26 protein-coding genes and 1 tRNA gene are annotated in these 22,599 nt (G+C 55.1%); 14 read left to right on the top strand and 13 right to left on the bottom strand.

Translation table 11 applies throughout. From position 1 onward, the window contains the following. Nucleotides 1–11: 11 nt before the first annotated feature. The gene (locus tag ACPLPM_RS09825; RefSeq protein ID WP_424356606.1) at nt 12–464 is read right to left on the bottom strand and encodes a flavodoxin domain-containing protein; all 453 of its coding nucleotides are present in this window, start codon (nt 462–464) and stop codon (nt 12–14) included. A 116-nt stretch (nt 465–580) separates the two neighbouring features. On the opposite strand from ACPLPM_RS09825, the gene ACPLPM_RS09820 reads away from it, so the two are divergent. After that, a complete protein-coding gene (locus ACPLPM_RS09820; RefSeq protein WP_424356605.1) occupies nt 581–877 on the top strand; it encodes a hypothetical protein in 297 nt (98 codons plus the stop codon). Between the two features lie 62 nt (nt 878–939). Here the strand turns inward: ACPLPM_RS09820 and ACPLPM_RS09815 are convergent, their stop codons facing one another. Next, entirely contained in the window at nt 940–1,386 is a 447-nt protein-coding gene (locus tag ACPLPM_RS09815) for a tetratricopeptide repeat protein (RefSeq protein WP_424356604.1), read from the bottom strand. 343 nt (nt 1,387–1,729) lie between these two features. Here ACPLPM_RS09815 and ACPLPM_RS09810 point away from each other — a divergent pair, with 343 nt between their 5' ends. From ACPLPM_RS09810 to ACPLPM_RS09790, 5 genes are all read left to right on the top strand, one after another. Beyond that, nucleotides 1,730–2,590 (top strand): thiamine pyrophosphate-dependent enzyme, encoded by an 861-nt coding sequence (locus tag ACPLPM_RS09810; protein WP_424356603.1) that lies wholly within the window; start codon nt 1,730–1,732, stop codon nt 2,588–2,590. Beyond that, nucleotides 2,587–3,687, top strand: coding sequence for a pyruvate ferredoxin oxidoreductase (porA, locus tag ACPLPM_RS09805; protein ID WP_424356602.1), 1,101 nt, complete (start codon nt 2,587–2,589; stop codon nt 3,685–3,687). The genes ACPLPM_RS09810 and porA overlap by 4 nt, the downstream gene beginning before the upstream one ends. Nucleotides 3,688–3,689: 2 nt before the next feature. Beyond that, nucleotides 3,690–4,226 carry a 2-oxoacid:acceptor oxidoreductase family protein gene (locus ACPLPM_RS09800; protein ID WP_424356601.1) on the top strand — a complete coding sequence of 179 codons (537 nt, stop codon included), beginning with the start codon at nt 3,690–3,692 and terminating at the stop codon, nt 4,224–4,226. Nucleotides 4,227–4,282: 56 nt separating this feature from the next. Next, complete coding sequence (locus ACPLPM_RS09795) at nt 4,283–4,519, top strand: 4Fe-4S binding protein (protein WP_048198892.1); 237 nt, start codon at nt 4,283–4,285, stop codon at nt 4,517–4,519. A 270-nt stretch (nt 4,520–4,789) separates the two neighbouring features. Beyond that, nucleotides 4,790–5,431 (top strand): hypothetical protein, encoded by a 642-nt coding sequence (locus ACPLPM_RS09790; protein WP_424356600.1) that lies wholly within the window; start codon nt 4,790–4,792, stop codon nt 5,429–5,431. 779 nt (nt 5,432–6,210) lie between these two features. On the opposite strand, the gene ACPLPM_RS09785 is transcribed toward ACPLPM_RS09790, so the two are convergent. Next, nucleotides 6,211–7,587, bottom strand: a complete 1,377-nt coding sequence (locus tag ACPLPM_RS09785) for a phenylacetate--CoA ligase family protein (protein WP_424356599.1) — start codon at nt 7,585–7,587, stop codon at nt 6,211–6,213. A 255-nt stretch (nt 7,588–7,842) separates the two neighbouring features. Here ACPLPM_RS09785 and ACPLPM_RS09780 point away from each other — a divergent pair, with 255 nt between their 5' ends. Together ACPLPM_RS09780 and ACPLPM_RS09775 are read left to right on the top strand one after the other, a co-directional pair. After that, nucleotides 7,843–8,694, top strand: coding sequence for a CPBP family intramembrane glutamic endopeptidase (locus tag ACPLPM_RS09780; protein WP_424356598.1), 852 nt, complete (start codon nt 7,843–7,845; stop codon nt 8,692–8,694). A gap of 280 nt (nt 8,695–8,974) precedes the next feature. Beyond that, complete coding sequence (locus ACPLPM_RS09775; RefSeq protein WP_424356597.1) at nt 8,975–10,684, top strand: AMP-binding protein; 1,710 nt, start codon at nt 8,975–8,977, stop codon at nt 10,682–10,684. 57 nt (nt 10,685–10,741) lie between these two features. Here the strand turns inward: ACPLPM_RS09775 and ACPLPM_RS09770 are convergent, their stop codons facing one another. Continuing rightward, nucleotides 10,742–11,161, bottom strand: coding sequence for a hypothetical protein (locus tag ACPLPM_RS09770; protein ID WP_424356596.1), 420 nt, complete (start codon nt 11,159–11,161; stop codon nt 10,742–10,744). A gap of 359 nt (nt 11,162–11,520) precedes the next feature. Between ACPLPM_RS09770 and ACPLPM_RS09765 the strand changes: the two genes are divergently transcribed. From ACPLPM_RS09765 to ACPLPM_RS09750, 4 genes are all read left to right on the top strand, one after another. Then, nucleotides 11,521–11,874, top strand: coding sequence for a rhodanese-like domain-containing protein (locus ACPLPM_RS09765; RefSeq protein WP_424356595.1), 354 nt, complete (start codon nt 11,521–11,523; stop codon nt 11,872–11,874). Continuing rightward, nucleotides 11,874–12,161 (top strand): hypothetical protein, encoded by a 288-nt coding sequence (locus ACPLPM_RS09760; RefSeq protein WP_424356594.1) that lies wholly within the window; start codon nt 11,874–11,876, stop codon nt 12,159–12,161. The genes ACPLPM_RS09765 and ACPLPM_RS09760 overlap by 1 nt, the downstream gene beginning before the upstream one ends. After that, entirely contained in the window at nt 12,149–12,889 is a 741-nt protein-coding gene (locus tag ACPLPM_RS09755) for a lipoate--protein ligase family protein (protein WP_424356593.1), read from the top strand. The genes ACPLPM_RS09760 and ACPLPM_RS09755 overlap by 13 nt, the downstream gene beginning before the upstream one ends. Nucleotides 12,890–13,111: 222 nt before the next feature. Continuing rightward, nucleotides 13,112–13,276 (top strand): hypothetical protein, encoded by a 165-nt coding sequence (locus tag ACPLPM_RS09750; protein ID WP_424356592.1) that lies wholly within the window; start codon nt 13,112–13,114, stop codon nt 13,274–13,276. Between the two features lie 19 nt (nt 13,277–13,295). Here ACPLPM_RS09750 and ACPLPM_RS09745 read toward each other — a convergent pair whose 3' ends face one another. From ACPLPM_RS09745 to lipA, 6 genes are read right to left on the bottom strand one after another with little or no spacing between them, the layout of a single operon-like run. Then, nucleotides 13,296–14,702 carry a dihydrolipoyl dehydrogenase family protein gene (locus ACPLPM_RS09745; RefSeq protein ID WP_424356591.1) on the bottom strand — a complete coding sequence of 469 codons (1,407 nt, stop codon included), beginning with the start codon at nt 14,700–14,702 and terminating at the stop codon, nt 13,296–13,298. An 11-nt stretch (nt 14,703–14,713) separates the two neighbouring features. Then, on the bottom strand, nt 14,714–15,358 hold the full coding sequence (locus ACPLPM_RS09740; RefSeq protein WP_424356590.1) for a 2-oxo acid dehydrogenase subunit E2: 645 nt from the start codon (nt 15,356–15,358) through the stop codon (nt 14,714–14,716). A 55-nt stretch (nt 15,359–15,413) separates the two neighbouring features. Continuing rightward, nucleotides 15,414–16,112, bottom strand: a complete 699-nt coding sequence (locus tag ACPLPM_RS09735; protein ID WP_424356589.1) for a biotin/lipoyl-containing protein — start codon at nt 16,110–16,112, stop codon at nt 15,414–15,416. Nucleotides 16,113–16,125: 13 nt separating this feature from the next. Beyond that, nucleotides 16,126–17,097 (bottom strand): alpha-ketoacid dehydrogenase subunit beta, encoded by a 972-nt coding sequence (locus ACPLPM_RS09730; RefSeq protein ID WP_424359963.1) that lies wholly within the window; start codon nt 17,095–17,097, stop codon nt 16,126–16,128. 7 nt (nt 17,098–17,104) lie between these two features. Beyond that, nucleotides 17,105–18,184, bottom strand: coding sequence for a pyruvate dehydrogenase (acetyl-transferring) E1 component subunit alpha (gene pdhA, locus ACPLPM_RS09725; protein WP_424356588.1), 1,080 nt, complete (start codon nt 18,182–18,184; stop codon nt 17,105–17,107). Nucleotides 18,185–18,187: 3 nt separating this feature from the next. After that, nucleotides 18,188–19,078: a lipoyl synthase gene (gene lipA / locus ACPLPM_RS09720; RefSeq protein WP_424356587.1), complete on the bottom strand. Its 891-nt coding sequence runs from the start codon at nt 19,076–19,078 to the stop codon at nt 18,188–18,190. 55 nt (nt 19,079–19,133) lie between these two features. Between lipA and ACPLPM_RS09715 the strand changes: the two genes are divergently transcribed. Continuing rightward, nucleotides 19,134–19,295 carry a hypothetical protein gene (locus tag ACPLPM_RS09715; protein WP_424356586.1) on the top strand — a complete coding sequence of 54 codons (162 nt, stop codon included), beginning with the start codon at nt 19,134–19,136 and terminating at the stop codon, nt 19,293–19,295. Between the two features lie 314 nt (nt 19,296–19,609). Further along, nucleotides 19,610–19,682: transfer RNA gene (locus ACPLPM_RS09710), tRNA-Gln, on the top strand. 306 nt (nt 19,683–19,988) lie between these two features. On the opposite strand, the gene ACPLPM_RS09705 is transcribed toward ACPLPM_RS09710, so the two are convergent. The 3 genes from ACPLPM_RS09705 to ACPLPM_RS09695 form a co-directional block, all read right to left on the bottom strand. Next, nucleotides 19,989–20,738, bottom strand: a complete 750-nt coding sequence (locus ACPLPM_RS09705) for a hypothetical protein (protein ID WP_424356585.1) — start codon at nt 20,736–20,738, stop codon at nt 19,989–19,991. Between the two features lie 192 nt (nt 20,739–20,930). Continuing rightward, nucleotides 20,931–21,920, bottom strand: a complete 990-nt coding sequence (locus ACPLPM_RS09700; RefSeq protein ID WP_424356584.1) for a hypothetical protein — start codon at nt 21,918–21,920, stop codon at nt 20,931–20,933. Next, on the bottom strand, nt 21,907–22,461 hold the full coding sequence (locus ACPLPM_RS09695) for a hypothetical protein (RefSeq protein ID WP_424356583.1): 555 nt from the start codon (nt 22,459–22,461) through the stop codon (nt 21,907–21,909). Before ACPLPM_RS09695 ends, ACPLPM_RS09700 begins: the two co-directional genes overlap by 14 nt. Nucleotides 22,462–22,599 lie beyond the last annotated feature (138 nt).

Genomic DNA, 22,599 nt, shown 5'->3' with positions numbered 1-22,599 from the left:
CCAGCCAGGGTTCAGGCGACCGGCACCGGCTCTTTCTTCAGCGCTTTGGCGATGTCCTTGCCGAGCCGCTCGCACTCTTTCAGGTCCTTCTCGTCCGGGTCCCACTGGACGCGCAGCACCGGGTCGATGACATCGATGCCCATCTCCCGCATCTTGTGGGCAATCTGCACCGGGGCTTCTCCGCTCCAGCCGTAGGAGCCGAAGGCTGCGCCGACCTTGCCCTTAAGGTTTAAGGGCTTAAGCCGATCCAGAAACTTTTCCATAGCATCGTGCATCTTATACCAGAAAGTGGATGAGCCGATAGCAATCGCGTCCGCCGACCGCAGCTTGTCGAGATCCACGTCGTAGAAGCTCACCGCTGCCGAGCTGATGCCGCGCGACTCAGCGCCTTCCACAATGGCGTCTGCCATGCGTTTCGTGTTGCCCGAGGTGCTGAGATAGACGACCACCAGTGTCTTCTTCAAAGCATGATCACTCCAAATTATATTTGTCGTGAAATATATTAAAAATTCGATCTATTAAAGCCTATCTACCGCTCTGCTCTGAAAGCTCTATATACCCGGAGCCCGGACAACTGATCGTGGGAAAGCTCGTCAGGGACAGGATACCCGAGATCATGCGGCTGCAGGGAAAGGACCCCGAAGTTGAGAGGATATCGGGAGAGCGGCTGCGCCGGGCGCTGAAAGACAAGCTGGTGGAAGAGGCCGAGGAAGTAAGGCAGACCGACGACCTCGTTGAGGAGCTGGCCGACGTCCTGGAAGTCGTGGACGCATTGATAGACGCTTACGGGCTTGACCATGGAGAGATAGAGCACGTCAGAGCAGATAAGAAGGCAAAGAGAGGGGGCTTCTCCAGCGGGGAGTACCTCGTCGGATAAAAAGGCAAAGAGAAGACTAACTGTTAGCGTTTAGAGGCTTTGCGGTATCCCGCTGCACTCTTCTACCTGGAACGCCCGCTGCGGCTATACACTGCGTTGACGTACTCGTCTTCCGCTTCTTCGAGACGGTTTTGCTCCTCCAGCAGCGTCGCATAGCTGAAGTGCGCGCCGAAGTCCCGGGGATTTACACTGATAGCCTTCCGGTACTGCGTTTCAGCGTCGCTTATCCGGCTGGTCTTCCGCAGCATGTTGCCGTAGTGTACGTAAGCTTCAGTATACTCTGGCCTGGCCTCGGTAACCTTCCGGTACTGTGTTTCAGCGTCCTCGAACCTGCCGTTCTCCTCGAGCAGATGCGCGTAGCTAAAGCGGACTTCTATGTTCTGAGGCTCTACCTCCAGCACATAGCTGATGTCAGACAGGGTGCGCCCGGACAAAGTCTGCCCGGATAGCGTCCGGCCATCGGTTCCGGTATGAGCCCCTACATCCCAGGCATTAGCTTTTTGCTCCATGGCCTGCTTCCTCACACCTTAGATAGTATACTGGCACATTATTCGTGCCCGGTATACATCTCTCATGGCGGCCTCGATAAGCCTATCGTGAAAACATGATGCAAAATAAGCGGCAGCGGTTAAAAAGTGGCGCAATAGCTGCCCGCAGGCCGAAAAGTTTTCAGATGCTTAAAGTTTTACGGATTTGATCTGCCTTACTTATCGGGATATGCTCCCGGCGGAGGCACTATTCAGTCCCGGGAGATTTAGCTCTCACAAGTACATACCCATACCATAAGGTTTTAGTCCTCTGCGAGTGATAATGAATCACCTCGCGTCTTATGACGTCAAAGTGGTGGGTTTCATGCTAGACGACATCCCCCGGGAAGAATTCCTCTATAAAGGCAACACTGCATGCGCCGGCTGTACGGCCATGCTCGCCCTGCGCTACATCTTGAAGGCGGCAGGAAAGAATACGATCATTGTCAATCCTGCGTGCTGCTCGACGGTATGCCAGGGTACGTTCCCTAAGTCTGCCTACGGCGTTCCTGTGTTAAACATCGCCTTCGCAGCCGCCGCGGCCACGGCGGATGGCGTCGCCTCCGCAGCCCGGAACAAGGGCAAGAACGTGATCGTGTTCGCAGGCGACGGCGGCACTGTGGACATCGGCATACAGGCACTCTCCGGCGCCATCGAACGCAATGCTAACATTCTCTACGTATGCTACGATAACGAGGCTTATTCGAACACTGGCATGCAGAAGAGTGGCTCTACGCCGTACGGAGCGATCACTACGACCACACCCACCGGCCGTAAGGACTCTAAGAAGGACATTGATTTCATAGTAATGGCCCACCGGCCGGCCTACATGGCTACGGCCAGCGCGGCTTTCCCCCGGGATCTGCTGAAGAAGACACAGAAGGCGCTCTCCATCGAGGGCACCAAGTTCCTCCACATACACGTCCCCTGCCCGTCCGGGTGGCGGTACCCGACTGAAAAGTCGATCGAGCTGGGCAAGCTGGCCGTCCGGTCCGGCATGTGGTTCCTGTACGAGTACGAGAACGGCAAGGTCACCTTGAGCCCGCCGACCTCGGCGGCGCTGAAGAAGCCGGCGCCCATCGACGATTACCTCAAGCCCCAGGGGCGTTTCAAGGGCGTGGACATCGAGAACATGAAGAAAGAGGTTGAGCTGGGCATGCAGAGGATCAGGGGGCTGGTGCAGTGAAGAAGATGGCAACAGGCAACCAGGCGGTTGCCTACGGAGTCAAAGAGTGCGACGTCGAAGTCATTGCGGCATATCCTATCACCCCGCAGACCGAAGTGGTCGAGACAGTGGCGAACTTCGTCGAGACCGGCAAGATGGATGCGGCCTATATCCGGGTCGAAAGCGAGCACTCGGCGCTGGCGGCCTGTATCGGCGCATCAGCCACTGGCGCGAGGGCTTTTACAGCCACATCGAGCCATGGCCTCCTGTACATGCACGAGATGATCCACTGGGCGGCCGGCGCAAGGCTGCCCATCGTCATGGCTAACGTCAACAGGGCAGTCGGGCCTGCGTGGAACATATGGGCCGAGCATACTGACGCCCTGTCCCAGAGGGATACTGGCTGGATGCAGTTCTACGCTGCCACAGTCCAGGAAGTCTACGACTCGACTATTATGGCTTACAAGCTCGCAGAGTCAGTGTACCTGCCCTGCATGGTCAACCTGGACGGGTTCATCCTGAGCCATGCCATACAGCCGCTGGACATCACAGACACCGGCGACTTCCTGCCGGAGATTGACATGCCCCACGCGATCGACACCGACAACCCGATGTCGTACGGCAACCTCACCGGTCCGGCCGATTACTACAAGTTCCGCCGGATGATGAAGGACGACATGGAGCTGGCCGGTAAACTGTCGAGAGAGATAGAGGCCGAGTTCGCAGAGCGGTTCGGGCGCAAGTACTCGGACGTAATGGAGTACAGGGCAGACGACGCCGAAGTCCTGATCGTCGGCATGGGCACCATCGCCAGAGAAGCCGAGATGGCAGTCGACCTGCTCCGCAAGGAAGGCGTAAAAGCCGGCGCGGTCAGGGTCAGGCAGTTCAGGCCTTTCCCCGATCTCAGCATCCTCGAAGGCAAGCGTATAGTTGTGCTGGACAGGGACTACTCCCCGGGTGCAGGCGGTATCCTCGCGCAGGAAATCCGGTTCAGGCACGACGTCAAGATCTTCAACCTCATCGCGGGTCTAGGTGGCCAGGATGTCTCCTACAAGGACATCGCCGCCGTAGTTAGAAAGGCCAAACCCGAAGGCGAAGTCTGGCTGGGGGTGGACTAACCATGCTCGAAATCAGGTTCCACTCTCGGGGAGGCCAGGGCGGGGTGACGGCATCCAAGCTGCTCGCCCAGGCGGCCTTCCTGGAAGGTAAGTACAGCACTGCCTTCCCACTGTACGGTGCCGAGCGCAGAGGCGCGCCGATTACATCTTTCACGAGGATCAGCCAGGACGAGATCAAGGTATCCAGCCAGATCTACCAGCCCGACATTGTGGTCGTGCTGGACGACTCGATCCTGGACCTGGTGAACGTCACCGACGGGCTGAAGCCCGGCGGACTGCTGATCGTCAACACCAACCACCACGCGAAGCTGCCTAAAGGCGACTTCAAGGTGGCGACGGTCAACGTGACGGATATCGCCCTGAAGATGGGTCTGGTACTGTCGGGCAACCCGATCCTGAACACGCCCATCCTGGGCGCGCTGGCTAAACTGAACGTGGTCGGCCTGGACTCGGCGCTGGCCGCGATCAAGGACACGTTCAGCGACGAGCGCAATGTAAACGCAGCTAAGGAAGCTTACGAGAAGGTGGTCATGTGCTGAAAGCTAAGACGGTTCAAAAGAGCGCAGACAAGAAAGGTGGAAAGAACAGGTGGGACCTGCCGGTCACGCCCGCATCAAAACCGCAGCACGGCGCCGCAGGCAAGACGGGAACCTGGAGGACGTTCAAGCCCGAGCTGGAAATCGAGGCCTGCAAGAAGTGCGGGAACTGCATCCTCTACTGCCCCGAAGCCTGTATCGACGACGATCTGAACATCGACTACGACTACTGCAAGGGCTGCGGCATCTGCGCAAACGAGTGCCCCTCGAAGTGCATCAAGATGAAGAGAGAGTGAAGAAGCTCTCTCCCCATTTTTCATTTATTTTTCAGGCTCACCGTACACCTTTTAGTAACGTTCGCGGCGGCCTCCGGCACAGGAAAAGTGCGCATTAGAAATATTTTACATTTAAACCTGACTTGCCGCCCCGGGATGCAAGCGGAGTGGCGTTGAATCGTGCAGCATCAGTTATGTGAAGCCCCCGTAATCCTGATTTGGTGTGAGAACATGACAGGCAAGATTCGGATTGCACTGACCGTGTTATTGGTATTGGCGGTCAGTATCGGGATGATTGGATTAGCCGATGCAGCGACATCAGGAGCGACGGGTTCCGGCACGAGCACTGCGACGGCCGGAAAGGGCGGCACGACAGGCTTCTCGACCGGCTTCGGCTCAATCGGAAGCACTTTCGGAACGGGCACGAGTAATGCATTCGCTTCACCGTTCACGGGAACGAGTACGGTCTCCAACGCTTTCGGCCAGACCGGCGGGCTGACGGGCTTTGGCACCTCTAACGTGTTCGCCTCCCCGACCTTCGGCACGAACTTATTCTCCAGTGGTTTCGGCCAGACGAACGGCATCACAGGGCAGGGTACCTCCAACGTGTTCACGTCTCCGACCTTCGGCACGAACGCGTTCTCCAACGCCTTCGGCCAGACCAACGGCATCACCACAAGCGGCCTCAGTAACTCGTTCATCTCGCCGTTTGGCACAACCTCGCTGTCCTCTCAGGGACTGGTAACACAGCCCGGCATCACGGCCAACGGCTTCAGTAACGCGCTGATATCCCCGGTCACCGGAACGACGCAGCTATCTTCAACCGGCCTGGCCACGATTCCGGGCCTGACCGGCTTCGGCACGAGCAACGCACTGGTGTCGCCATTCACCGGTGTCTCGCTGACGTCGAACGCCTTCGGGACCGCGAAATAAAGCGAATACAAGGTCGGTTAAGTAGCCATAGGTAGTACAGGATGATGGCATGAGGAGATCCTCTTGCCATCGTTCGCCTTTTTTATCTTGAACTCAGACCACAGTCCAGTAATCTGTCGGAGAAGTTTTTGTCCGGTGAAACAGAATGACAGATGGATTTTAGTATGACAGAACGTATCGTTCGAATCACTCAAATGATGGTAGTTATAACTTGCATACTACTACTGATTTCGATATATCCGGCTTTTGCTCAGGGCTCCTCGGGCAGCTCGACTGGCGGAAGCTCAACTGGAGGAAGTTCGGCGTCGGGCAGCCGGGGTGGCGGGCAGGGTATGGCAGGGAGCACCACATTTGGTGGCAATATCGGACCAGGCCAGGGCTTCCAGACAGGCGGCACGAGTCCCATGTCACAAAGCGGTGCCAGCACTGGCTTTGGTCCGCAGGACACATCAACCCCTCCGGGTTTCCAGAGTAATATCTTGCAACAAAACATATATGGTAGTCCCGGGGCTCCCCCGATCCCGTCGGGAAGTCAGCCAGGCACCTACGGTTCGGGTAATATTCAGAGTACCATCTATGGAGGGGGATACGGCGGATACACCCAGCAAGGGCCGGCCCCCGGAGGCGGCGTAGCATCCGTCCAGGCCATGGGAGGGGAGCCCGTGGCAGCGGAGTGCATGACCGGATGTACTGAGCTTTATACGCCGTTCGAATGCAGGACCATATATTGTTCTGTAAATGATAAAAATGAGGGCGGAGTGCCTTAAGCACTCTGCTGCTCAAGCTTTGCCGTCAGCCCAGACACCGGTACGCCTGTCGACGACCCTCTTACTTTTCAGCTGTGCCACGGGCAGCGTGCGGGGGCTGACGATCTCTACGGAAGTGCTGATGCCGCATCCCGCTTTTACGTTGTGGGCGATTTCGCTCATGAGCTCCTGCCTCATCCGCTCGATCTCGACCTCATCACGCCCGTCGAACAGGCCGTCCCGGTGTTCAACCTCGAGAGCGACGACGTCCATGTCTTTGGGCCTGCTCACGATGATGCGGAACTCTGCGCCGGCATTGCCGCACTTCCTGATGGCTTCCTCGATGGCGCTCGGGAAAGTGTTCACACCGCGGATGATGAGCATGTCATCCAGCCTGCCGAAGATACCTTTTGGCAGACGGGGATAGGTCCTGCCACAGTTACACTGCTCCATCGTCATCACTGATCTGTCCCCGGACCAGAAGCGGATCATGGGCTGGGACTCACGATACAGGGTGGTGTAAATGATTCCTCCGTCCTCGCCGTAAGCCATCCCTTCGTTCGGGTCGTCCTCTGCGACTATCTCAGTGTACACCTGGTCAGTATAGCAGTGCATGCCTGCCTGCGCCTCGCATTCGCAGTTAGTGGCCCAGGGAGTGACCTCGGAGGTTGAGCCGCAGTCGTAGGCCTTCAGGCCCCAGATATCTTCGATACGTTTCCTGATGCTCGGTATGCCGGCACCGGGCTCGCCGAGGAAAACGCCCTTTTTTACACCGAGCTCGAGGGGATCTATACCCATATCTTTCGCGACCATTCCCAGGTGGATAGCATAGGTAGGAGTGCATGAAAGCACACTCGGCTTCAAGATCTTCATCAGCGTTGCCTGCTGTTCAGTGTTGCCCGCACCGATTGGGAACGTCCTGGCGCCGATGCGCTCCGATGCCAGGATAGCACCCCATCCGCCCATGAAAAGGCTGAGAAGCATGGACACCTGTACCGTGTCGTGAGGCCGGATACCGGTGCTGTAGTAGCACATTGCCTGCACGTCCGTTATATGATCCCAGTCTTTCTTTGAGATGGCATAAAGGGTGGGAGTACCGGTCGTACCGGACGAGCCATGAAGCCGGTAAACGTCCTTGCCGCCCCAGTAGTCACCGAAAGGAGGGTACTTTGCCTGGCTCTCCCGGAGCATGCTCTTCTTGATGATAGGTACCTTTTTGGTGAAGTCGGCAAGCGTCCTGACCATTTCCGGCTTGAAGCCCTTAGAGTCGTATAGTTTCCTATAAAAGGGGATGTTATCGTAAACGTAGTTCAGCTGGTACTTGATCTGCTTCAGAATCTTCTGATCGCGCTCTTCGGGGCGCATAGTCTCCAGCTCTTTATTCCAGTACTTGTTGTCAGGCTTCGACATCTACGGCTTCACCTACCTTTACAGGTATTTCAGCCGATCACTTCAACCTTGATACCGAACATATGCGGCTCAGCATATATATGTTCCATAAGTGGCTGCACTGCATGCACATACGGGATACGTGGCAGAGCTGATCGGCAAGTGTCAGTTATATATAGATAAAGCACAGTGTCGAGTTAATACGCGAAATATTGTCCGACTTCTGCCTGTTTAATAAGAGATTGACAGCGAGTGGGATAGTGTTGGAGACAGTATATGCTTAAAACTCTGCGCAGCCACCCTTTGCTGGCATTCTTCATCCTGACCTTCGTGCTTTCGTGGGCCATCTGGATTCCCATGGCATTGAACTACTATGGCTTATTCCCGATAAAGCTGGACCCCGGATTTGTCATGGTATTCAGACTGTTCGGGACGCTCAGCCCGGCGGTTTCTGCCATTATTGTAACACTCCTGATCGGAGGATGGCCTGCAGTCAAATCTCTCCTCGGACAGATCGGCAGGTGGAAGGTGCACTGGAAGTGGTATGCAGCATCTGCGCTGGTGTTTCCGGTATTGTTGTTTGTCGCTGCTTTAATCTACACCCTGCTACCCGGCGCCCAGCCCCTCCCGGCAGTAGAGGTAACGGCTGCCAGCCTGCTAGTAGTAATGATAATCATGACCATCAGCGTCACAGGAGAAGAAATCGGCTGGCGCGGGTTTGCCCTGCCCCGGTTGCAGCAGCGCTGGACAGCTTTTATATCCAGCATTATCCTGGGCCTCATTTGGTGGGTCTGGCATATTCCCTTCTGGATTGTGCTGGGCGAGCTGGAGACGTTCGGTTTTGGCTACTGGCTGATGAACCTGGCATTTATCACAGCGGTCGCAGTATACATTACCTGGCTGATGAACAATACAGGTAACAGCCTGCTAATGGTGATCCTGTTCCACTGGGGCTACAACGTGCTGAGCGTCGGCGCACTGCCGCTCAGCTCGGTGATACCAGCATATGCCATCATCATCGTTCTTGCCTGGGCTGCTGCGCTCATAGTAGCAGGGCCCATTGGGAGAAAATGGCTTGGATGGAAAGATCTGACGGGTAAACCTGCGGGTTTGCCCGGAGAGAAATAAAGCATTTCTTTTTAAGGTCTGCCGGGTAATCGGTAACTTACAATCATGATATTTACAGGTAGAATATGTTCATTATTGAATAGCGAGACGAAACATTTATGATATGAGGCTTTTCAGTATTATATTAAACGCTTGTGCAATCAGGGCAACCACTTGCCGATCAAGGCACGAGTATTGCCCGGCACAGGGTTATCTTTAAATACACGAAAACCTACTCTACAATGACACGTGTTAACATATCGGCTGCTATCAACGGCCATATGAGATTCGGTGGTTAGAAATGCTTAAAAGAAAATCCCTAAGCTACGCATACAAGGGATATGACAAGCCCCTCATCGGCATGACCATAGGTGACAAGTTCGATGAGATCGCCAGCCTGTATCCCGAGAGAGATGCGCTTGTATCGGAACACCAGGGCCTTCGCTATACCTGGCAGGAATTCCAGCAGCAGGTGAACAGGGCGGCTAAGGGATTATTAAGCATGGGCTACAAGAAGGGCGACCGGGTAGCCATATGGGCAACCAACGTCGCCGAATGGGTCATCATGCAGTTCGCCACTGCCAAAGCCGGCATCATCCTGATCAACATTAACCCGGCATACAGGACCCATGAGCTGGAGTACGTGCTGCAGCAGTCTGAAGCCCAGGGCCTGGTTCTCATTGACAGCTTTAAAACTTCGGACTACGTGAAGATGTTCGAGGACGTCTGCCCCGAGGCTAAGACCTCGAAGCCGGGCCAGATCAACTCGGAAAATCTCCCGTTCATGAAAGCGGTAGTCCTGGCGCGCGGCGATAAAAAGGACTACATGTTCACCTGGGAAGAGATGCTCAAAAAAGGCGACGAAATCCCCGACGCCGTCATCTGCACCCTGCAGGGAACGCTCTCCTTCGACGACCCGATCAACATCCAGTACACGTCGGGAACCACCGGCTTCCCCAAAGGCGTCGTGCTGACTCATCACAACCTCCTGAACAACGGCTTCTTCATCGGCGAATACATGAAGTTCACCGAACTGGACAAGCTGTGCATACCTGTGCCGTTCTACCACTGCTTCGGCATGGTGCTCTCGAACCTGGCTTGCATGACCCACGGGTCCACGATGGTTCTGCCGGCAGAGCACTTCGATCCCATAGCGACGCTGACGGCCATCGAGAAGGAAAAATGCACCGCAGTCCACGGCGTGCCGACCATGTTCATCGCCGAGCTGGAGCACCCGCTGTTCAGCAAATTCGACCTGAGCTCGTTGCGGACGGGCATTATGGCAGGCTCGCCCTGCCCGATCGAGTACATGAAGAAGGTCAACACGCTCATGAACATGCGAGATATCGTCATCACCTACGGCCAGACGGAAGCCTCGCCGGGGCTGACGATGTCGTCCACCGACGACTCGCTGGAGAAGAGAGTCTCGACCGTCGGCCAGCCGATGCCCCACACCGAGATCAAGATCATCGACCCCAAGACCGGCGACATAGTGCCCAGGGGAATGCCGGGAGAGATTTGCGCCAGGGGCTACATGATCATGGAAGGGTACTACAAGAACCCCGACGCGACTGCGCTGGCCATCGACGAAAAGGGCTGGCTCCACACGGGAGACCTGGGCATACTGGACGATGAGGACTACTGCAAGATCACCGGCCGCATCAAAGACATGGTGATCAGAGGCGGAGAGAACATTTACCCGAGAGAAGTCGAGGAGTTCCTCTACACTCACCCGTCGATCAGCGACGCCCAGGTGATCGGCGTGCCCGACCTCAAGTACGGCGAAGAGCTGATGGCGTGGGTCAAGATCAAGAACGGCTGCACCGTGACCGAGGGCGAGATCAAGGACTTCTGCAAAGGTCAGATCGCCCACTACAAGATCCCCCGGTACTTCAAGTTCGTCGACGAGTTCCCGATGACCGTATCCGGCAAGATCCAGAAGTACAAGATGAGGGAAACCTCGATCAAAGAGCTGGGCCTGGACGAGATCGCCCGTATTAAGACTGCCTAAACTGAAGGGTCACAGAGGAGTAAACCTCTGTGCCTTGATACTTTTTTAAACTTTTACCTACAGGGTAAAAATTATTCCGGGTGTCGTCCAGTCAGGCATATTCATCGCTGCCATAGCAGGCATCTGGCGCAAGTGATCGAGCTGCGGGTTAACCGAGCCCATACCGGTCATGGACGCCTTGTTCGACATTTTCCCGAAGCTCTGAACGATGTTCTTCTGGATGTCGTAGGTTACTTTTGCCGCTTTGCCCTTGACAGCGTTGCTGGCAGCCACGTTGGCATCATCGATTGCCTTGCTGCCGATGTTATCCGTCAGGCCGATCTTCGATGCGATCTTGTCGAGAGACGGCACCATGGCAGGCATCTTTGGTACAGCAAAACTGGATTTTTGTGCAGTCGCGGAAGCCGCCATCATCGTCGCACCGGCGAATACGGCCAGCGCCAGCAGTACTAATGCGATTCTCAGTGTTCTTCTCATCTCAATTACCCTCCTCAATGATCTGAGATAGCGTACGACAGATCGTACGCTACTGATCATGAATTATTAAAAACTCGATAGATATATTAAAATGGGATACTAATGGCAAATTTCCGTTTGACAGGTCACGGTTATAGTCCTTTATGAAAGGTTTTATACGGTCAGGCAGGTCTTATCCCCAGCTATGCCGAGGCTACTGCCCGACTGTATAATACCTTTCAAGAAGGACTTTAAGCAGACTTTTTCAGGGGCATGCACTCCGGCACACTATGCCGAAGGCGTTGAAACCCGGCCGTCCGGTCGCACAAACCAACTCAAACTAACTATAATATTTTTATTGTGACGAACGCGTATCTCTCATGGTGATATCATTGTACACGGCGCACGTCAGGTCGATCAGCATGGATCACCTGAAGAGGATGATGGATAACAACGAACCCTTTGTCCTGGTGGACGTCAGGACCAGGAACGATTTTGACCGCGAGCACATCAAAGGCGCAAAATCCCTGCCCCTCGACGAGATCGAGGAGTCCGCCCAAAAGACGATGCGACAGGATGACGTGGTCATCGTCTACTGCGACAGCTTCGTCTGCTCAGCCAGCACCAGCGCCTCCAAGATACTCACCCGGCTGGGCTACACGAACGTCAGAGACTACAAAGGCGGCCTGCGGGAATGGAAACAATCAGGGCTGCCCACAGAGAGCCGCTACTAATGATCAGAGCCGAGAAAAAAGTCCCGGGAGGCAAGCTGGTACGGCTCGCGGTAGACATGAGTGGCCCGGCTGCCCGAATCCGGCTATCAGGCGACTTTTTCTTACACCCGGAGGACGGCATATTCGGGATTGAAGAGCTGCTTGCCAATCTTTCAGTAGACGAGCCTCGTGACAGGGTAAAAGCTGTGATCGACAGTTACGTTTTATCTCGCAAGCTGGAGCTGATCGGCATCGATACTGACACAATCGCACAACTTTTCACGGAGTGCTTCCAGTGTGGAGGGTAATCCCTCTCGAGCTGCGATCTGCAGCGGAGAACATGGCCGTAGACGAGGCAATTGCAGAAGGCATCAGCACTGGCCTCTCCATGCCTACCATCCGGTTCTACCGGTGGAAGCCATCCGCCGTCACCATCGGCTGCTTCCAGTGCCTGCAGGACGAAGTAAACGTTGCAGGATGCAAGGAGAAAGGTATCGATGTCGTCCGCAGACGCACAGGTGGCGGAGCAGTGTACCACGACTACGCAGGCGAGATTACCTACAGCGTCATCGCGCCGGAGAGGTACTTCCCAAAAGATATCAAGGCATCGTATAAGGAGATTTGCGGGTGGATTATCGATGGCTTATCTGCCGCTGGCATTAAAGCGGAGTTCCGGCCGATCAACGATGTAATTGTCAACGGCAGAAAAATATCTGGCAGCGCCCAGACCAGGCGGCAGGGAGTCCTCACCCAGCACGGCACCATCCTGTACAGCGTGGACAGGGACAGCATGTTTTCCGTGTTAAAACCCTCGGAGAAAAAGCTGACAGACAAGGCTGCGACCACCTTCAAGGACTATGTTACCTCGGCATCGGAAGAGGGATGCCCGTCGCTACAACTGTTATATAACGCCCTCTTGCTCGGCTTTACGACCGGCAAGAGCTGGAAGCCCGGAGAACTGTCAGGAGAGGAAGCGGAAGCAGTAGAACGGCTGGTACCGAAGTATTGCTCGGATGAGTGGAACTGCTCACGGTGACAGTGATCAAAATTGATTTCAAACTCGGCTTATGAATCGTATAACGATGACGAACACAGGGCTTTGCGTTTCGGATTACTCGGATGACGTGAGACAGCAACACGAACGCTGCGCTGTGCCAGATCACAGATTGTTACCGATTGCACAGATTGCACAGATGACCATATAAGATAGGATGAATACTGCGAACCATTTTATTACTTATTAGCATCTGTGCAATCTGTGTCATCTGTCGGAATCTGTGATCCTGTATACAAGGGACTGCTTCCAGTCGGTCACAGCGCAGCGTTCGTCCACGTTCACATGCACAGAGACAACATGGTAGAGAGTACCAGAGTAATCAGAAGCCAGCACAGCGCAGCGTTCATCATCGTTCACGAGCACTGAGATAACTGTTCAAGGACTACTACGTTTTTCTCGAGACGTTAGCTGACAGCCCCGCAGCTCTGGCACAGGCATCGGCAAAGATCTCGTTAAGTTCCGGGTGGGGATGCAGTGTCAGTGCCACGTCTTCCAGCCTCGACCCCGTTTCTATCGCCAGTAAAGCTTCCCCGATGAGATCGCCTGCCCGGTACCCTACGATCTGCGTGCCGAGGATGCGGCCAGTCTGCTTTTCCGCCACCACTTTGATGAAGCCGTCCTCCATGCCGAAAGTTGCGGCGCCGCCGTTGACCGAGTAAGATGATCGGCTGACAGTGACCTCTATGCCCGCCTTTTTAGCCGCTTTTTCTCCCATGCCGGCAGCCGCAATTTCAAGCCCGACGTTGATAGTAGTGGGAAAAGCCTGGAACCCGGGAAGGCCCGGCTTTCCGGCCAGTATTTCGGCCACTGAGATACCTTCGCGAAAAGCCGTGCTTGCGTTCCTCCTGCCGCCGAGCACGTCTCCAATGGCATAAATTGCAGGGTCCGCTGTGCGATAGTTATCGTCGACCTCGATAAAGCCCTTATCAGTGAGCCGAACTTTGGTCCGGTCGAGGGCCAGGGTTTCGAGGTTGGGGGCCATCGGAGAGCAGACCAGGATCAGGTCTGGAGTCCGCTTGTGGACCTCCTCGCCGGCCCGGATAGTTACCTCCCGCCTGTCCGAGGATACCTCCCACGATGCCTGAGAAAACGCCTGCACACCCAGGCCCTCCAGGTTTTTCATAGCCGGCTGCAGCACATCGTCGTCGATCGCCGGAACGAGCGAAGCGGCCTTGTATGCAAGGGTCACCTTCGAGCCCATCTTCGCCAGCAGCGACGACATCGTCGCCCCGTCGATGCCTCCGCCCAGCACCACAGCGCTGTCCGGCACCTTTTCAAGGCGGGCAATAGAGTGAGGAAAGAGGATATGCCGGCCATCAGGCCGTATTCCTTCAGGCACTATATAGTGCAGGCCTGTGGCGATGATGGCTTTCTTAAATCTGACCTGCTGAGTGCCGCCGTGGGCACGGACTGCCACAGTGGTGGAAGACGTGAAGGAGCAGGTGCCTTCGAACACCTGGACGCCACTGGCATTCAGGAGGCTGCGAATGCCCGATTGCAGCTTCCCGATCACCCGGGCATTCCTGGCCTGGACTTTGTTCAGCTCCACCTCGACCCCATGCGTTTTAATGCCCATCGCATCGGCATTTTTCACCTCGGCAGCCAGATCGAGCGTACGGATCATGCCTTTGACAGGGATACAACCCCGGTTGAGGCAGACGCCCCCAAGTTCCGGGCCGGCCAGGGTTACATCTAAACCCGTCTGCCCCAGCCGAATTGCTGCGGTATAACCGGCTGGCCCGGCACCGATCACGAGGACGTCAGTCCCGACTTCAATGTCGCCCACAACCACGATGAATCACCTCAGGGCATACCAACCAGCAGTGCGGCCGGATCCTCGAGATAGCCTTTGACCTCGTTCAAAAAACGCTGGCCTTCGGCGCCGTCGATGATGCGGTGGTCGATGGTCAGGCTCAGGTTCATCACTTTGCGGATACAGACTGAACCGTTGCAGACCCGGGGCATCTCCCTCATCTGCTGCATTTCCAGGATGGCGGCTTCGGGCGGATTGATGATAGGTGTGGCAAAAAGCCCCCCGATACTGCCAATATTGGCGATAGTGAAAGTACTTCCCCGGAGCTGCTCCACTCCAATAGTGCCCGACTCCGCTGCCTCGACCAGGTCTTTGATCTCCTTCGAGATCTGGACGATGCTCTTGCGATCGGCATCCTTGACAGGAGCTACCAGCAGGCCTCTGGGAGTGTCGATGGCCAGGCCGATATTGTAGTATTTCTTGAGCACGATCTCCCCCTTATCATCGTCCACGCTGGCGTTCAGGACGGGATGATTCCGGAGGGCTGCGGTTACAGCTTTTACCGTAAAGGCAAGGTAGCTCACCTTAACGCCGTCTTTGCGGGCGCCGTTCACCTGCTCTCGGAGCTCGCTCAGCTTAGTCAGGTCCGCGTCATCAAAGACGGTCACCTGGGCGGTATGCTGAAGCGAGCGCATCAGGTTATCCGAAATCGTCCGCCTGATGCCCCGCAGAGGTATCCGCTCTTCCAGCTCAGCCGGCCTGGCAGGAGGGGCAGCTGGCGCAGGTGCAGGAGCAGGAGCAGGAGCAGGAGCAGGAGCAGGAGCAGGAGCAGGAGCAGGAGCAGGAGCAGGAGCAGGAGCAGGAGCAGGAGCAGGAGCAGGAGCAGGAGCAGGAGCGGGCAGGAGCAGGAGCAGGAGCAGGAGCTTTTGCTGGCGCGGGAGCCGGAGCCGGCTTTGCAGGAGGCTTTCCGGCAGCAGCTTTGACGTCTTCATCGGTAATCCGGCCGCCCGGACCTGTGCCTTTGACGGACTCGATGTCTACGCCGGACTGCTTAGCCATCATACGGGTTGCAGGAGTGGCCAGCACGGGGACTTTTCCAGCGGCTCCGCCGCCAGCTTCGGCAGGTGGCGCCACCTCAGGGGCCTTCGCCTCTGTGGTAGCCTTCTCGACCGCTTTTTCCTGCTGTGGTGGTGCAGCCTTTGCGGCCTCGCCCTCTTCCCGGATGACCGCAACCACATTGCCTACCTGGATTGTGTCGCCTTCCTTGAACCGGATATCGTCTATGGTGCCCGAAACAGGCGCTGGCAGCTCTACGACTGCCTTATCGGTCTCGACCTCGGCGATCGGGTCGTCTTCCTCTACCTTGTCGCCCTTCTTCACGTTCCACTTCTTGATCTCTCCCGATGTGATGCCCTCGCCCAGATCGGGAAGCTTGAACTCGTACGTCACAAAATCACCAGCATTAGTATTGCATGACTTCTTTCGCAGCCGCTACGACCCGCTCCGGGTCAGGCAGGTACTTATCTTCCAGCTTGTACAGCGGGAACCGGATATCGTAGCCGGAAACCCTGATGACAGGCCCCTTCAGGTGCAGGATAGCCTCTTCGCTGACGATGGCGCTGATCTCCGAGCCGAAGCCCAGAATGCGGTGGGCCTCCTCCACGATGACCAGCCGGCCCGTCTTCTTCACCGAGTTGAGAATTGCGGCCTTGTCCAGCGGCTTCAAGGTGCGCAGGTCGAGGACTTCGGCGTTGACTCCCCCTTCTTGCAGTGTCTTAGCCGCCTCGAGGGATACGTTGACCATGGCACCCCACGCCACGATGGTCAGGTCATTTCCTGGCAGGGCCACTTTAGCTTCGCCAAGCGGAACAGTGTAGTCGCCATCCGGCACCTCTTCCCGGTGAGCGCGGTACAGGCGGATGTGCTCCAGGAAAATTACCGGGTCAGGGTCTCTGATCGACGAAATGAGCAGCCCCTTCAAATCGGCAGGCGTAGACGGAGCCACGACTTTCAGCCCCGGATCGTGGAGGAAGATGGTTTCGTAGCTCTCGCTGTGATGTTCCAGCGCCTTCACTCCGCCTCCATAAGGCATCCGCACTACCATGGGCACGGTAAACCGGCCCAGCGACCGCTGCCTCATCCGGGAGGCGTGAGAGGCGAGCTCTTCGTAGCCCGCGTAGACGAACCCGGAGAACTGGACTTCGCAGATCGGCTTCATGCCGTTGATGGCAAGCCCGATCGCCGTGCCGATGATGCCGTTCTCCGACAGAGGCGTATCCACGACCCGCTCTCGGCCGAACTTCTCTTGTAGTCCGGTTGTCGCCCGGAATACGCCGCCTTCCTTCCCGACGTCTTCGCCCATGACTATAACCGACGGGTCCCGCTCCATCTCGAACATCAGCGCGTTGTTGACCGCCTGGATGTTGTTCAGCATCGCCACGCTACTGACCTCCCGAAACACGCTTGTAGTACTCGTATTGTTCTTTCAGGAACTGCGGCTCTTCCGCGAACACGTGTTTAAAGAGCTCTCCGAATTCAGGGGGTGGCGTCTGCTCTGCCTCTTTGGCGACCCGGTCAATGAGGGCGTCCATCTCGTCGTGGAGCTTGATCTCCTTGTCGATATCCCAGAGACCTTTGTTGACGAGGTAATTCCTGAACCGGTCGATCGGGTCAGTCTCCTTCCGGAGTTTCTCAACCTCCTCCTTAGACCGGTATAGATCGGGATTATCAGACGTTGTGTGCGGCCCGAACCGGTAGCAGAGCGCCTCGATGAAAGCCGGGCCTTCCCCGTTTCTCGCCCGGTCGAGCAGGTCCTTGACCAGGACATACGAGGCCAGCACATCCATACCGTCGAGCTGATAGCTCGGAATGCCGTAGGCGAGACCCTTCTGCGCGAAAGTCTCGGCCCGGGTCTGCAAGGGATTAGGAGTAGAGATGGCGAACTGGTTATTGGAGCAGATGAAGACGACGGGGACGTGATAAACCCCGGCAAAGTTCAGGGCTTCGTGGAAGTCGCCCCTCGAAGTGGCGCCGTCCCCAAAATAGCAGGTGATCGCAAGCTGCTCTTTTTTTAGTCGGGCCGCCCAGCCGATGCCGGTAGCGTGCAAGGTCTGGCTTCCCACAGGGATGGCTATAGGCAGGCACCTCACGTCATCGGGTATTTTGTTCCCGTAGTCGTTGCCCATCCAGAGCATGTACATCGTCTGCATCGGCACGCCTTTGGCGATCATGGCACCGATCTCTCTGTACGAGGGCACCATCCAGTCTTCCTCAGCCATGGCCAGCGCACTGCCGATCTGAACGGCCTCCTGGCCGGCAATCGGGGGATACGTACCCATCCTCCCGCCCCGCTGAAGCTTCAGCGCCTTCTCATCGTACGTCCTGACCTGCACCATCAGCCGGTACATCTTCAGCAGCAGGTCCTCGGGAAGGCCCGGGTCAAGCTCGTTTGCGCTGCCGTCCTGGGACACGATGCGAAAAGTCTCGCCTTTGACCAGCTTATACAAAAATTTCTCGTCCATACTCTATGCCATCCTGGAATCCGCTATCACCGAAACGTACTGCTCTCCCGCCCGGTACGATGTCCGCACAAACGGCCCGGCAGCCACGTATTTGAAGCCCAGCGACCGCCCGTACTCCGCCAGCTCGCCGAACTCGCCCGGGGCAACATACCGGTGTACAGGCCACTGCCGAATGCTCGGCCGCAGGTACTGGCCGAGAGTGACAATATCCACCCGGGCCTCCTGCAGGTCGTGCAACGCCTCCTTGATCTCTATATCTTCCTCGCCCATGCCCAGCAGCAGCGACGATTTGGTCATCATGTGAGGATTAACACGCTTGATGTCCCGCAGCACATCGAGCGAGCGATAGTACCCCGCCCGCCGGTCCCGGACAGAGGGAGACAGCCGCTCAACAGTCTCGACATTGTGAGATATGACGTCAGGCCGGGCATCCACGACCTGTTCTAACAAGTCCAGCCTGCCCGTAAAATCAGGAATGATCGCTTCGACACGGGCACCGGGCAGTTGCTCTTTCACAGCTTTGATACACGCCGCATAATGCTCCGCACCGTAATCGGGCAGATCGTCCCGGTCCACGGATGTGATCACTACGTAACTCAGGCCCAGATCCTTAGCGGCAGAGGCCAGCCGCTCAGGTTCATTCGCATCTAAAGGCTCTCCGGCAGCCCCGTGGGTGACAGTACAGAACCGGCAGGCTCTCGTGCAGGTGTTCCCGAGCACCATGAACGTCAGGCACCCCTCATCCCAGCACTCGAAGGCGTTCGGGCACATCGCGCTCGAGCAGACCGTATTCAGGCGGTACTTCTCTATGACATCCCTGACAGCGCCGTACTTGTCAGTCCTCGGTAAACGCACCTTCAGCCAGTCGGGCTTCTGGGGTACAGGTTCGGGCATGTGTTATAATTATATGATTAATATATAATTACTTTTACCGCATTTTCAGTAATCAGTGTTGAAGGATAGCCCTCCGGGGTGGATTGAACCACAACGGCACAAAGTATCGTCATTCTTAAAACTTTTAGGACAGACAGGTACCGATTACACGAAGTACGCGAGGTACGCGAAGTACACGAAGTTTTACGATAAGATCATTTCCAGCATACCGGTATAATCGTACTTTGAGTACTTCGCGTACTTGGCGCACTTCGTCTAAATGGTACGGGCACTCGTACAAAACGTTTCAGTAACGACTATACACAACGACCAACTATTCACCACAGAGGCCACAGAGACGCACGGAGACTCACAGAGCGCTTTTTTAATAATGGAATGAGAATTTTCCGTTTTATTTGGGCTTAGTTATCGGTATTAACAGACCATGCGATCATACAGGCCATGGTATCTGGCCGCAGCCTCAAATGAAGGATGTGTTGGACGTGAGCGAAAACGTTATATCTGTTGATGCTATATTTTGGTCGGCGAAACAGCCCCGTAGTGTAGCGGTCAATCATAGGGGACTCTGGATCCTTTGACTTCGGTTCGAATCCGAACGGGGCTATCTTATACAACTTCAATAGCCCCACCATGATAAGTAATAGCATGGTGGTGTTATGCTCTTTCTGTCAAAAATCGACGTACAATTATATATTGTAGACATCATAAAAACAAAAATGATTATTATAAAACAAAAATCATGAAAATTGTTTTTGTCGATCATGGAAGCATGGGTAAACAACAGACAAGTAATATTATAAAAATAATTGTGGTGTTGATGCCTGGCCAGGCTCGTCATCCGGACGAGCTCGTGCCCGGGCATCCGTCCGGAGGATCCTCGAGGACTATGTGATCTGCAGCTGCAGCTGGTTTACCAGTCGTAGCGTCTTTCTCCCCGGTCGTTGATTCTGGTTACGTGGACGTTGCCCAGGGTACATGATCCTACTGTTTTTCCGTTGAGATTGTCGATCAGGTCTACGTCCACCTTGTATACTGTAGCGTAGATTTTTGCCTGGCTGCCATCCAGTAGTCGGAAGATATCGTTTACGCTTTTTGTGGAGCTCCTGCTCATCTCGCTGTGTGTCGGGAGGATTGTTATTGGCTCATTCGGGGCCATGAGGGTGAGGAATGTGGATAGGGGGAGGCTCGTGTACCCGAGGTCTTCCCATTCGTGATCCTTGTTGTAGTATGTTATGTGGAACCTGATCATGGTATTCTCTGTGCTGGAGTCGTGAGTTTTTAGGTACATGTTGATTGTCGCAGTCCGATCTATGTCTACGGGGTGGGATATGCTCGCCTCGATATCGATGGATCTGTCAGGTCCTGGTTGAGGTACTGGCGTGGGGATGTGCCAGTACTCAGATCCGTAAGGCCAGGGTGTTGGTGTGGGTTGCGGTGTCGGCTCGATCCAGGGCAGCTCGGTCGGAGCTGGTGTGGGTTGCGGTGTCGGCTCTGGCGTAGCAATTGGCGTTGGCGTGGGTGTCACGGTGGGGGTTGGTGGCATCGTGGGTCTTGGTGTAGGGGTACTCTGAGGCTGAGGGGTTTCTGAGAATACCAGCGTGCATCCATAGAGGCCGGCGAGGATCACCAGGCCTATGATAGTTAGGGTCTTGAGCTCCATACACTCCTACTATTTTCTCCACGGCTATTAATACCTTATATATAAACATACGAATAGGTTCGGCTTACGAATACGTTCGGGCATCCGCATATAAAAGAAAATGAAAGGGCGGGTCGAGGAGGCCTGCCCGAAAAACCTACTGTATATGATAAGTGAATAGAATCAAAATAAAAAGGGTTGTTGTTGTCGTCGCTATTTCAGGCAAGCGATTACTTGATTGATGTAACTCTCCGTGCAGGAGTAGCCGAGCACCTTTCGTATTTCTTTAGCTTTTGCGCCTGGGTGATCGTCATAGTAGTCTATGATATCCTGCTTTACAGTGTGCTTCTGGGTGTCCCCGTTCTTCTTAGCCTCTATTGCCTTTTCGAATGCATCGAGCTCTTTGAATTGCTTGTCGTTGAAGGCGGTTGCTGTGGTATGTCGTATGGGCTTGTAGATGTCCGCATAGAATTGTGATGGGTAGAGGCAAGCCATATCTTCATATATTATTTTAATATTAGTATCCTGTTCTCTGCCCCTGGGATAATTGTAATGGACTTTACCCTGCCGTGGCTTTCCCCTGGTCCTGAAGAGCTTGGCAAAGACGACTCCCTCTTCGTATAGCATTGGCCCGGTCATCTCTATGTAGTGGGTGAACTTGTTCCGGGCTTGGCTGTCCAGCTCCTTATCACTGCTCAGGGTGAGTATCTTCACGGTCCGGAAGGTCCTGTCGGTACCTACCAGGCTGTTCATGACCTGGTTCTGCATCTTATGCCATTGCCTGGCATTCCACGCTGATCCAACGTCATCCGCGATATACACATGGTAAGGAGTAGTGGCTTTTCTCATGACTTCTTTGATTTCTGTTTTGTCCATAATGGCTATGTCTTTCCCCTGTACACAGCCGAAGAATTCTTTCATGTGTTCCGGCTTAGTATCACCGTATGTACGTAATGAGTTCCAAAAGCTGATGCCTTCAGCGAGACCTACTGCGGTCGTGCTCTTCCCTAATCCAGGGTCGCCGACGATGATTACCTTAGCGTTGATCTCTGCCAGTGGGTAGTTGATGATATCGCTGAGCTCCAGGCTGAGACAGCAACCATGCATTTTCGCTAGGGCCCGGTACTGCTGATAAAGACTTATCTTCGAGGTTGTCACCGGATCGCTGGGAAGGCTGGTTGTGACAGGTTCACTCGCGAGCATTGATTACAGCCTCCTCCGCGATGATGCGCTCGATGTTCGGGATGTACAGCTTATCCCGATCCTCTTTGTTCAGGTTCTTGATCGGTAGCAGGATTGACCGGTCGTTCCGGATATGGCATATGGCTACTCCTTTTTTGAAGCCGTTAGCATCGTAGTATTTGCCCAGGTACTCACTGCTGAACACGCCCAGGAGATCTTCCAGGGCGAGCTTGTATGCGTAGTCCCGATCCTCTTTGCTGAGGCTGACCTGCTCCACCTTCTTCTCGATCTCCGGATCCTCGGGGTTAAGGCCTGCCTTGATCATCTTGGCTTCCCGGATATGATCGGCGTTCAAACCGAGCAGCCGGCCCTTAATGTCTTTCTGCAGGGCTTTGTCGGTGACTGTGTTGATCGCATTGTTGACGATGATCCTCATGTCGTCGCCTTTCATGTCTGGCTTTGCGTTGATGCTGGCGATCACGTTCTGCAGGATCTCCAGGACCTTGTAAATGTACGGTGCATACGGGCTGTTCTCAGGCTTATCCAGGGTGATTACACCCACGCTAAGCGGATTTTCAAATTGTGCATCCAAAAGTATCATCTCCAAAATATTATATTCTTATTACTATTGGTTCTGGTTCAATCGGCTGATCATTCATATCGGTCTGCGGCTCGCCTTTAATCCAGTGTAAAAAATTTT

Origin of the sequence: Methanocella sp. MCL-LM (assembly GCF_049676595.1) — an archaeon.
In the GTDB taxonomy this organism is placed as follows: domain Archaea; phylum Halobacteriota; class Methanocellia; order Methanocellales; family Methanocellaceae; genus Methanocella_A.
This window is presented reverse-complemented; position numbering and strand designations above follow the sequence as displayed.

Coding starts and splice junctions, on each gene's coding strand:
- ACPLPM_RS09815 (WP_424356604.1), bottom strand. CDS start 1,386: ATGGAGCAAAAAGCTAATGCCTGGGATGTAGGGGCTCATACCGGAACC.
- ACPLPM_RS09810 (WP_424356603.1), top strand. CDS start 1,730: ATGCTAGACGACATCCCCCGGGAAGAATTCCTCTATAAAGGCAACACT.
- ACPLPM_RS09800 (WP_424356601.1), top strand. CDS start 3,690: ATGCTCGAAATCAGGTTCCACTCTCGGGGAGGCCAGGGCGGGGTGACG.
- ACPLPM_RS09790 (WP_424356600.1), top strand. CDS start 4,790: ATGATTGGATTAGCCGATGCAGCGACATCAGGAGCGACGGGTTCCGGC.
- ACPLPM_RS09785 (WP_424356599.1), bottom strand. CDS start 7,587: ATGTCGAAGCCTGACAACAAGTACTGGAATAAAGAGCTGGAGACTATG.
- ACPLPM_RS09780 (WP_424356598.1), top strand. CDS start 7,843: ATGCTTAAAACTCTGCGCAGCCACCCTTTGCTGGCATTCTTCATCCTG.
- ACPLPM_RS09775 (WP_424356597.1), top strand. CDS start 8,975: ATGCTTAAAAGAAAATCCCTAAGCTACGCATACAAGGGATATGACAAG.
- ACPLPM_RS09770 (WP_424356596.1), bottom strand. CDS start 11,161: ATGAGAAGAACACTGAGAATCGCATTAGTACTGCTGGCGCTGGCCGTA.
- ACPLPM_RS09765 (WP_424356595.1), top strand. CDS start 11,521: ATGGTGATATCATTGTACACGGCGCACGTCAGGTCGATCAGCATGGAT.
- ACPLPM_RS09760 (WP_424356594.1), top strand. CDS start 11,874: ATGATCAGAGCCGAGAAAAAAGTCCCGGGAGGCAAGCTGGTACGGCTC.
- ACPLPM_RS09740 (WP_424356590.1), bottom strand. CDS start 15,358: ATGCGCTCGCTTCAGCATACCGCCCAGGTGACCGTCTTTGATGACGCG.
- ACPLPM_RS09730 (WP_424359963.1), bottom strand. CDS start 17,097: ATGCTGAACAACATCCAGGCGGTCAACAACGCGCTGATGTTCGAGATG.
- pdhA (WP_424356588.1), bottom strand. CDS start 18,184: ATGGACGAGAAATTTTTGTATAAGCTGGTCAAAGGCGAGACTTTTCGC.
- lipA (WP_424356587.1), bottom strand. CDS start 19,078: ATGCCCGAACCTGTACCCCAGAAGCCCGACTGGCTGAAGGTGCGTTTA.
- ACPLPM_RS09705 (WP_424356585.1), bottom strand. CDS start 20,738: ATGGAGCTCAAGACCCTAACTATCATAGGCCTGGTGATCCTCGCCGGC.
- ACPLPM_RS09700 (WP_424356584.1), bottom strand. CDS start 21,920: ATGCTCGCGAGTGAACCTGTCACAACCAGCCTTCCCAGCGATCCGGTG.